This window comes from Paracidovorax sp. MALMAid1276, from assembly GCF_049198005.1.
Taxonomy (GTDB): domain Bacteria; phylum Pseudomonadota; class Gammaproteobacteria; order Burkholderiales; family Burkholderiaceae_C; genus Acidovorax.
In genome coordinates this window covers 1-9,934 of record NZ_JBMIRS010000047.1, presented here as the reverse complement: position 1 = coordinate 9,934, position 9,934 = coordinate 1, and the positions used below count along the sequence as shown (strand labels likewise).

Genomic DNA, 9,934 nt, shown 5'->3' with positions numbered 1-9,934 from the left:
CTTGGGAGCGCGTTGAGCCGCTGCGCGAGGCTTCGACAGGCTCAGCCCGAACGGGCGGGGGTGATCGGGAAAGGGTGATCGAGAGGGGGTGATCGAGAGGGGAGTGGTCGAGCGGTCAAACCGTGGCGACTCGTGCGTACGACGTGACCCGGCGTTGAAAGCCCAACACCCGTTCACGCTGAGCCTGTCGAAGCGCGGCGCAAGGCTTCGACAGGCTCAGCCCGAACGGTTGGGGGTAGTCGGGATGGGGTAATCGGATGGGGTGATCGGATGGGGTGATCGGAAGAAGAACCCGTGGCCGCAGAACGGGTGGCGTGCCCCAACGTTGAAAACCCCACACCCGTTCACGCTGAGCCTGTCGAAGCGCCGCGCACACCCAGGCTGCCCAGCGTCCGCACCATCTGCTCATACATCGCATCCACCGCCGGTTGCCGCTGCGACACCTTGCTGCGCAGCACCGCCACATGCATGGCATCCAGCGGCGGCAGGTCAAACTCTGCAGGCAGGTTCTGCAAGATCTGCAGGTGGGGTGGCACGCTGCAGCGCGTGAGCACGGCCACGGCCAGGCCGCTTTCCACGGCGGCCAGCTGGCCTGCCAGGCTGGAGCTGTGGTACACGATGCGGTAGGCCCGGCGCCGCGCTGCCAGTGCCGACAAGGTGGCCTGCCGCGCCATGCTGGCCGACTCATACACCGCAATGGGCAGCGGATCGCGCCGCCACACCTCGTACTGCGCCGCGCCCACCCACACCAGCGGTTCGTCGAACAAGAAGCGCCCGCGCTGCACCTTGTCTTGCGACACCAGCGCCAGGTCCAGCTCACCCTTCACCACGCGCGGGATCAGCGCGGTGGACTGCTCACAGGTCAGCTCAATCTCCACCCCCTGGTAGCGGTGCGCAAAGCTGCGCAGCACGGGCGTGAGGTAGGCGCTGGCGTAGTCGTCTGGCACACCCAGCCGCACCCGGCCCGCCAGTTGCGGGCCAAACAGCGCCGCATGCGCCTCGGCCTGCAAGTCCAGCACCCGGCGCGCATACGACAGCAGCTCGGCCCCGGCTGGCGTCACCTCCAGGTGGCGCGGCCCGCGCAGCAGCACCGGGCGGCCCAGCGCGGTCTCCAGCTTCTTGATCTGCATGCTCACGGCCGACTGCGAGCGGTGCACCAGCGGCGCCGCGCCCGACAGCGAGCCCGCATCCACCACCGCCACAAAGGCGCGCAGCCAGTCGATCTGAAAGTCCGGGTGGTTCATGGGCGCCTTGGTGTGAATTCGTTTATCGAATGGTATCCGTTCGATTTATCCGTTTTACAGCGCGGCCCGAAACCCGGACCATCGGCGGCATGAACCACTCCCCGTACCACACCGCTGCGTCGCCATCCCTTGCCAGCACAGCACAGCCCGCCAGCGCAAACACCCGCGAGCGCGACGGCCAGTGGCTGCTCATTGCCGGTGGCGTGCTGCTGGGCACCATCGGCGTGTTTGTGGAAGAGGCGGGCCAGCACCCGCTGGTCACCGTGTGGTTTCGCTGCGCGTTTGGCGCCATGGCGCTGCTGGCATGGTGCCTGGCCACGGGCCGGGGGCGCGAGCTTGTGCTCGGCGGCAAAGCGCGCTGGGTGGCCTGCGCCACGGGCGTGCTCATGGTGCTGAACTGGGCGCTGTTCTTTGCGGCCATCCCGCGCACTTCCATCGCCGTGGCCACGGTCATCTTTCACATCCAGCCCATCTGGGTCATCGTGTTTGGCGCGCTGTTCTTGCGCGAGTCGATCTCGCCATTGCAGTGGATGACCACGGTGGCCGCGCTGGCGGGCCTGGTGCTGACCACCGGACTGCTTGACGGCACAGCCGCTGCCGCAGCAGCGACCAGCAGCCCGGGCTATCTGGCTGGTGTGCTGATGTGCCTGGGCGGCTCGCTGTGCTATGCGGGCGTCACGCTGCTGGCCAACACGCAAAAGGCCATCAGCCCCTATGCCATGGCGCTGTGGCAATGCCTGGTGGGCGCGGTGGCGCTGGCGTGGGCACCCTGGGTGCTGGGCTGGCCACCGCTGGGCGCCGCCTGGGGCTGGCTGCTGGGCCTGGGCGTGCTGCACACGGGGCTGGCCTATGTGGTGCTGTTTGCAGGCATGGCGCGCCTGGGGCTGGGGCGCATTGCGGTGCTGCAGTTTGTGTACCCGCTCACCGCCGTGCTGGTGGACTGGGCCGTGTATGGCCGCACGCTCAGCCCCGTGCAGCTGGCGGGCGTGGGGCTGATGGCGGCAGCGCTGTGGACGCTGCGGCGGCCGGGCAAGGCGGCAGCCGCCGCCGCTAGTTAGAGCGGCGAACAAAACTCAGCGAAGAGTGGTTCACTACTGAATTGATAGCTGTCTGCGCTTTGTGGATAAGCGGTAAAGCCCAATTTGGCTTGATTTTTCAGCATCGACCATGCCCTGACCGCCACTTCCAGCCCACCCCCCAAACCGTTCCGGTTGAGCCTGTCGAAACCCTGCGCAGACCTACGCGCCCTGACGGACGGACAACCCCTCGTCAACCGTTGCACCCACCGCACACCCGTCCACCCCATGACCCTCCCCACCGCATCCCCCTTCTCCGACCCCACCGCCGTCGCCCGCTACGCCGAAGGCCCCCGGCGCAACGTGCCCGGCTACGACAGCCTGCTCCGCATGTCCCGCATCCTCTTGGCCGAGCAGTGCCCCCCGACGGCCGCGTGCTGGTGGTGGGCGCAGGCGGCGGGTGGGAGCCTGTCGGGCTTGGAACGTCGAATAGCGAAAGTCGGCCCCAGCGAGGACAGTTTTTGCCGAATTTGCAGCCCCATAGCCCGGCTATGGGGCAAGAAGTCGGTGAAAAATGGACCGCTGCGGCCGGCTTGCAGCCGACGTTCCAAGCCCGACAGGCTCCTCAAGCTGGAAGACATGGCGCTGGCGCACCCCAGGTGGCGGTTCGACGGCGTGGACCCGAGCCAGCCCATGCTGGACCTTGCGGCGCAGCGGCTGCAGAGCGCGGGCGTGCCCGGCGACCGCGTGGCGCTGCACCACGGCTACGTGCAAAGCGCACCGGCCGGGCCGTTTGATGGCGCGACGTGCCTGCTGACTTTTCACTTTGTGCCGCGCGAGGAGCGCGTGCCCATGGCGGCCGAGATCCGGCGGCGGCTCAAGCCCGGTGCGCCGCTGGTGGTGGCGCATCTGAGCGTAGCGGATGGTTCAGACCCTGGTAGTGAGGGCGGGGCAGGGGAGCGCGATCTGTGGCTGTCGCGCTATGCGGCGTTTCAGGTGGCGTCCGGCGTGCCGCCGGAGCACGCGGCCAGGGCACGGGACAAAGTGGCTGCAGAGCTGGCTGTGCTGACGCCGCAGGAAGACGTGGCGATTCTGCGCGAGGCCGGGTTCAGCGATGTGCAGATGTTTTACGTGGGCTTTGCGTTCAGAGGATGGCTGGCGCGGGCGTGATCGGGACGAAAGGCCGTACTCGGCTATGAGCCGTCGCTGATCGAATCAAGAAGCAGACATTCAACGTTTGACATGAGAGGCCAGGCCCGGATTGCCGGGACCGGTCTCTCGATGGAAGGGGTTGGCGTCATAGCTTGGGCTTAGACGTGATGGCATCGATGTAAATCAAGCCCTTTGTTTGGGCCGCTTTGATCTTGCGATCCAGCATTTGAGAGAAGGTCAGTAGTCCTTCCAGAACCACGATCAAGTCTGCCCCATCTATGAACACAGTCTTGATTGCTTTTCCGGCGACCAGCGACCCAACAACATACTCGCTATAGCCGTGAATCGAGAAGAAGAGCCCACGCCCATACATTTTCCCCTCGATTTTTCCTGCGAACTGATAGACGGCCTCGTTCGCCGCACTCTTGTCCTGCCACTTCGCCTCGATGATGTAGTGCTCGCCGTCGTACTTAACCGACCCGTCAATCTGTTCGCCATTTACACGGAACGGTTCGGTGACCTCTAACGAATTGAGTTTGGCTAGCTCTTGAAGGATCTCTTCCAATGCATAGCCGCGTTTAGCGCCGGCAGTCTCTCCTTGGAGTAACGAGATAAAGCGGGCTTTCAAATCAGGGAGAGTGACTACCGAAGATTTTGCTGCTGCTTCTTTCCGCTCACGCTCCCTGCGCTGCATCTGGATCTTGTGATCGCGAATCTCTTGCAGGATCCTTAGTTGCGCGATTGAGCGTTCTGCTTCCGATTTGTCCAACTTCTTTAATTTGTCGAAGTAGTAAGAATCGAACTGCTTCCAGTTGAGAAGCGACTGAAGCATTGATCGGAACTGGCCGAGACCTTCGTCTGGCTTTGCCGACAAATGCGCGAACATCGCATCCACGATTGCGTAGCGATGCATTGTCTTATAGTCACCAATCGCTCGAATGTCCGACTTTGTGCTGCTGTTGTTCTCGAAGAACGAGACGATATCGTCCTTTGGCCATAGCAGTTTCAGGATGCATTCGCGCATGCACAACTTGATGTCACTAGGGAACGTCATGGAGCGTGATTCTGATACCTAACGCCGCATTCAGCGGCTTGTCCGCTGCAATGCTTTGTTATGTGCTTCGTCTTCTAATGTGTCAATTGCCCATCGATACGAAGATAGTATTCTTTCTGCTTGATCTACTTGCCTTAATTCTTTTTCCGATGCGTGCGCCAATTGATTTCGGACTTGACGCAAAGCATGTAACTCACCCTCAACACCTTTGGGTAGCAGGAAATCAACTTTCTTTAGAATATGCAACAAGGGCATTCTATCAGCCTCTTCCAGACTGCTAGCCTTGGCAAAAGAGCGAACAGACTGCTCAAATGCAACACCTGCCTGTAAGAGCGCTGCCAAGTGATGCCCTGATTTAAATACAGTTTCAGCTTCCGTCATCATTTCTTGACTAAACGTAAGGCCAGACGTAACTGATGGTGTTGAGGTTGGTTGGGAATGTTTCGGGCTTAGCTTATTTACAGCCTCTGAAAGTGACTCTAGTTTCTGATCAAGGGTATTAAATGACTGAGAATCAGAACTCCTTTTCTTTTGGCGTTCATATAACCCTACAAACCACATAAGGAAAAACAATGCAGGCATTACTATTTTTAGATACTTGGATAGCTCGAAATTGCCTCCTGATGAACTCCAATCCCAGACGCCGTAACACGCGGCCAAAATAGCTGGTACTAAGAGTTGCTTTAGCATTGACCATATATGAGGTGCGGTTTCGTCCCATTTTTTCTTTAAATATTGCACCATTTAGAATCCTAGTTTGATCGCATAACGTAATGTAGACCGCACCAAGCCACAGGCCATATCTGGCGCTTGCGGTCTAAATTGGTATAGAAAAAACGCGGGAAAAGGCTTGCAGCCTAGCTTTCGGGTATGCATTCTGTACAAATATGCAGTACTAAATTCAGCCATGAAACCCGCCGCCTCTCCTACGTTTGCGCGCCACACGGTTGCTGGATCAAGCCGCGAGCAAATTTGTTACAAACACTATAGCCCACGCACCGAGTGGGCCTATGTGAAATGGGTGCGCATGTTCGTGAAATGGCATGGTGTGCGGCATCTGCGAGACAGAGTGCAAGTGGAAATCGAGCGTTTTCTGGGCATGTTGCCCTGGAACTTGCAGCCGGCTGAATGACGGCTTTTGGGCGTTCATCTGAAGGGCTGCTTTGGGCCCAACTGGTCCCTCCGATCTGCACTGAGTCGTAGTGCGACCCCTCCCCGCAGCTTGAGTCACTCTGCATTGATTGATTCTTTGAGCATTTTTAGGTCAAAGTTCAGTCTTGCCCGGCCAAAGTAGACCGCATAGCATCCCTGTCAAGCACCCACCGCCATGAGGTGCTGCACAAAAACATGACAGGAGACAAGCCTTGCCATCCACCCGCTGGAGTCACTGCGGCGCCGAAGACCTGGGCGTTTTGCAGACCATCTTCTGGTCTGCCGGCGCGTCGCGCAATGCGCTGGCGCAGCGCCTGGCCTATTCCAAGAGCAAGGCCAACGCCATGGTGGCGGCGTTGCTCGATGTGGGCTTGCTCGACGAGGTGGGCCTGCAGGAATCCTCTGGCGGCCGGCGTGCCGAAACCCTGCGTTTAAGCGAAACCTTGGGCGTGGTGATTGGCGCCGACCTGGGCGCCACCAGCATGCAGATAGCGGTGATGCGGCCCGACATGACGGTGCTGGTGCGGCACCGCGAGCCCATTGATGTGCGCCAGGGGCCGGGCGTGATCCTGGCGCGGGTGCGGGGGCTGATGCGCGAGCTGCTGGCGCGCTGCGGGCTGGCGGCCCACCAGGTGATTGCCATTGGCATGGGCGTGCCGGGGCCGGTGGATTTTGAAAGCGGGCAGCTCGTCAACCCGCCGCTGATGCCCGACTGGGACGGCTTTTCCATCCGCGACTACCTGCGCGAGGCGTTTGCCGCGCCGGTGTTTGTGGACAACGACGTGAACCTGATGGCGCTGGGCGAGATGTATCGGCTGCAGCGCAATCTGCCCAACTTCCTGGTCATCAAGGTGGGCACGGGCATTGGCTGCGGCATCGTGTGCCACGGGCAGGTGTACCGGGGCGCCAATGGGTCGGCGGGCGATGTGGGCCACATCTGTGTGGACCAGCACGGCCCGCGCTGCCACTGCGGCAACCAGGGCTGTGTGGAGGCGATGGCCGCAGCGCCCGCCATGGCGCGCATGGCCATGGAGGCCGCGCAGCGCGGCGAGAGTGCGCTGCTGGCCGAGCGGCTGCAAAGCACGGGCACGCTGACGATTGAAGACGTGGCCCAGGCCAGCCGCACGGGCGATGTGGCGGCCAACGCCATCATCCAGCGCGCGGGCAGCCTGGTGGGGCAGATGCTGGCGTCCATCGTTAACTTCTTCAACCCGTCGCATGTGTTCATTGCCGGGCGGGTGACGGACATGGGGCCGCTGTTCCTCGCGTCGGTGCGGCAGAGCGTGTACCACCGGTCGCTGGCGCTTTCTACGCGGCACCTGGAGATTCAATACGCGCCGCTGGCCGACGATGCCGGTGTGGTGGGTGCTGGTGTGCTGGCGATGCAGGAGAGTCTGTCGCGCGCGGGCTCGGTGACGGGTTTGGGCGTTGGAGCAGTTGTAGGAACAGGGGCAGCGCGATGAGCGTAGCCGTCGAGTTCCGCAACGTCACCAAGGAGTTTGGCCCCGTGCGCGTGCTGCACGGCGTGGGCTTTGCGCTGCAGCCGGGCCGCGTGTACGGCCTGCTGGGCGAGAACGGCGCGGGCAAGTCCACGCTGATGAAAATTCTGGCGGGGTACGAGAGCCCGACCACCGGCGAGGTGGTGGTGGATGGCGCGGTGCGCGCACCCGGCGGCGGATCGCGCGCGGCCGAGGCGCAGGGCATTGTGCTGATCCACCAGGAGTTCAATCTGGCGGACGACCTGACGATTGCGCAGAACATCTTCTTGGGCCATGAGATCAAGAAGGGCCCCTTCCTCGACGACAAGGCAATGCGCGAGAAGACGCGCGCGGCGCTGGCCCAGGTCGGCCTGCCGCTGGACCCCGATACGCGCGTGAAGAAGCTCATCGTGGCCGAGAAGCAGCTGGTAGAGATTGCCCGCGCGCTGGCCCGCAATGCGCGCCTGCTCATCATGGACGAGCCCACTGCCACGCTGACCCCGGGCGAGACGGAGCGCCTGTTTGCGCTGATGGCCGGGCTGAAGGCGGCGGGCGTAACCATCATCTACATATCGCACAAGCTGGACGAGGTGGAGCGCACCACCGACGAGGTGGTGGTGATGCGCGACGGCCTGCTGGTGGCGCGCGAGGCCACGGCCAGCGTGACACGGCGAGAAATGGCCAACCTGATGGTGGGCCGCGAGCTGGCCGATTTGTTCCCGCCCAAGCTGCCCGCACCGCAGGATGGCGCACCGGCCATCCAGGTGCGTGGCCTATCGGTGCCGGGGTGGGCCGAGGATGTGAGCTTTAAAGTGCGGCGCGGCGAGATTCTGGGCTTTGCCGGGCTGGTGGGCGCGGGCCGCACCGAGCTGTTTGAAGGCCTGCTGGGCCTGCGCCCGCGCTCGGCCGGCACGGTGGAGCTGGCGGGTAAGCCCGTGAATTTGAAAAGTCCGCGCGATGCGGCGCGCCACGGCCTGACGTATCTGAGCGAAGACCGCAAGGGCAAGGGCCTGTATGTGCACTTTGGCCTGCGGCCCAACCTGACGCTGATGGCGCTGGAGCGTTATGCCAAGCCCTGGCTCGACCCGGCGGCCGAGCAGGCTGCGCTGCGCGATGCGGTGCAGGAATTCGGCATCCGCACTGGGTCGCTCGATGTGCGCGCGTTATCGCTGTCGGGCGGCAACCAGCAAAAGCTGGCGCTGGCCAAGGTGCTGCACCCCGGCCCCAGCGTGGTGGTGCTGGACGAGCCCACGCGCGGCGTGGACGTGGGCGCCAAGCGCGAGATCTATCACCTGGTGCAGCGCCTGGCAGAGCAGGGGCTTGCGGTGGTGGTGATTTCGTCTGAACTGATGGAGCTGATCGGCCTGTGCCACCGCGTGGCGGTGATGCGCGCCGGGCGGCTGCAGACCACGCTGCAAGAGTCGCATTTGACCGAAGAGGAGTTGATCGCACATGCCACAGGTACCCGCTGAAAACGCACCCACCGCAGCGGCTGCCGCAGCACCCGCTGTACCCGCGGCACTCAGCGAAGGCCGCCACGGCGGCGCCACGGCCTGGTGGGGCAAGCTGCATGGGCTAGGCCCCATCATTGGCCTGGTGCTGTTGTGCATTGCAGGCACGCTGCTCAACAGCAACTTTGCCACCTACGACAACGTGATGAACGTGCTCACGCGCACGGCCTTCATCGGCATCATCGCGGTGGGCATGTGCTTTGTGATCATCTCGGGCGGCATCGACCTGTCGGTGGGGTCGATGGCAGCGCTGATTGCGGGATCGGTCATCCTGTTCATGAACGCGATGGCGCCCGTGCTGGGCTCGCCCATGGCGGCCGTGGTGGTGGGCATGTTGCTGGCGGTGGTGCTGGGCGCGGTGTTTGGGCTGGTGCATGGTCTGCTCATCACCAAGGGGCGCATCGAGCCCTTCATCGTCACGCTGGGCACGCTGGGCATCTTCCGTGCGTACCTCACGTACTTCTCCAACGGCGGCGCCATCACGCTGGACAACGATCTGTCGGACCTGTACAGCCCCGTGTATTACGCCAACCTGCTGGGCGTGCCGATCCCGGTGTGGGTGTTTCTGCTGGTGGCGATTGTGGGCGGCGTCATCCTGAACCGCACGGCCTATGGCCGCTATGTGCAGGCCATCGGCTCCAACGAGCAGGTGGCGCAGTACGCGGCGGTGGATGTGCACAAGATCAAGATCCTGACGTACATGCTGCTCGGCGTGTGCGTGGGCATTGCCACGCTGCTGTACGTGCCGCGCCTCGGTTCCGCATCGCCCACCACGGGCCTGCTGTGGGAGCTGGAGGCGATTGCCGCCGTCATCGTGGGCGGCACGGTATTGAAGGGCGGGGCGGGCAGCATCACCGGCACGGTGGTGGGCGCGATTCTGCTCTCGGTCATCAGCAACATTCTCAACCTGACCAGCATCATCAGCGTGTACCTGAATGCGGCGGTGCAGGGCTTCGTGATCATCGCCGTGGCCTTCATGCAGCGCGGCAAGAGGTGATGGTTGTGGTGCAACTTCAACCTCTTCATTAACCACGCAGGCCCATGCCAAACGCCCAACCGTTCGGGCTGAGCTTGTCGAAGCCGGGGCACTCCCGCCCTGTAGTGGCAGCCCTTCGACAAGCTCAGGGCGAACGGGCTAGGGCGAGCGCACGGTGCTGGATGTCGGCCACCCCCCAACCGTTCGGGCTGAGCCTGTCGAAGCCTGGGCCATCGCGCCGCATGGAGGCAGCCCTTCGACAAGCTCAGGGCGAACGGGGTAGGGCGAGGGCACGGTGCTGGATGTCGACCACCCCCCAACCGTTCGGGCTGAGCCCGTCGAAGCCTGGGC

General features: G+C 62.9%; 9 protein-coding genes. 6 read left to right on the top strand and 3 right to left on the bottom strand.

The features are described from left to right. Positions 1-344 precede the first annotated feature (344 nt). A complete protein-coding gene (locus ACOQFS_RS02900) occupies positions 345-1,244 on the bottom strand; it encodes a LysR family transcriptional regulator (protein ID WP_421561471.1) in 900 nt (299 codons plus the stop codon). Between the two features lie 89 nt (positions 1,245-1,333). Here ACOQFS_RS02900 and ACOQFS_RS02895 point away from each other — a divergent pair, with 89 nt between their 5' ends. Beyond that, positions 1,334-2,302 (top strand): DMT family transporter, encoded by a 969-nt coding sequence (locus tag ACOQFS_RS02895; protein ID WP_421561470.1) that lies wholly within the window; start codon positions 1,334-1,336, stop codon positions 2,300-2,302. Between the two features lie 246 nt (positions 2,303-2,548). After that, positions 2,549-3,430, top strand: a complete 882-nt coding sequence (locus ACOQFS_RS02890) for a class I SAM-dependent methyltransferase (protein WP_421561469.1) — start codon at positions 2,549-2,551, stop codon at positions 3,428-3,430. Between the two features lie 127 nt (positions 3,431-3,557). On the opposite strand, the gene ACOQFS_RS02885 is transcribed toward ACOQFS_RS02890, so the two are convergent. Together ACOQFS_RS02885 and ACOQFS_RS02880 are read right to left on the bottom strand one after the other, a co-directional pair. Further along, a complete protein-coding gene (locus ACOQFS_RS02885) occupies positions 3,558-4,466 on the bottom strand; it encodes a restriction endonuclease (protein ID WP_421561468.1) in 909 nt (302 codons plus the stop codon). A 30-nt stretch (positions 4,467-4,496) separates the two neighbouring features. Then, the gene (locus ACOQFS_RS02880; RefSeq protein ID WP_421561467.1) at positions 4,497-5,210 is read right to left on the bottom strand and encodes a hypothetical protein; all 714 of its coding nucleotides are present in this window, start codon (positions 5,208-5,210) and stop codon (positions 4,497-4,499) included. A gap of 163 nt (positions 5,211-5,373) precedes the next feature. On the opposite strand from ACOQFS_RS02880, the gene ACOQFS_RS02875 reads away from it, so the two are divergent. The 4 genes from ACOQFS_RS02875 to ACOQFS_RS02860 all read left to right on the top strand — a co-directional run bounded on the left by ACOQFS_RS02875 (position 5,374) and on the right by ACOQFS_RS02860 (position 9,604). Next, entirely contained in the window at positions 5,374-5,598 is a 225-nt protein-coding gene (locus ACOQFS_RS02875; RefSeq protein ID WP_421561466.1) for a phage integrase N-terminal SAM-like domain-containing protein, read from the top strand. A 232-nt stretch (positions 5,599-5,830) separates the two neighbouring features. Continuing rightward, on the top strand, positions 5,831-7,081 hold the full coding sequence (locus ACOQFS_RS02870; RefSeq protein WP_421561465.1) for an ROK family protein: 1,251 nt from the start codon (positions 5,831-5,833) through the stop codon (positions 7,079-7,081). After that, complete coding sequence (locus ACOQFS_RS02865) at positions 7,078-8,568, top strand: sugar ABC transporter ATP-binding protein (protein ID WP_421561464.1); 1,491 nt, start codon at positions 7,078-7,080, stop codon at positions 8,566-8,568. The genes ACOQFS_RS02870 and ACOQFS_RS02865 overlap by 4 nt, the downstream gene beginning before the upstream one ends. Further along, a complete protein-coding gene (locus ACOQFS_RS02860; protein WP_421561463.1) occupies positions 8,549-9,604 on the top strand; it encodes an ABC transporter permease in 1,056 nt (351 codons plus the stop codon). Before ACOQFS_RS02865 ends, ACOQFS_RS02860 begins: the two co-directional genes overlap by 20 nt. Positions 9,605-9,934: the final 330 nt, after the last annotated feature.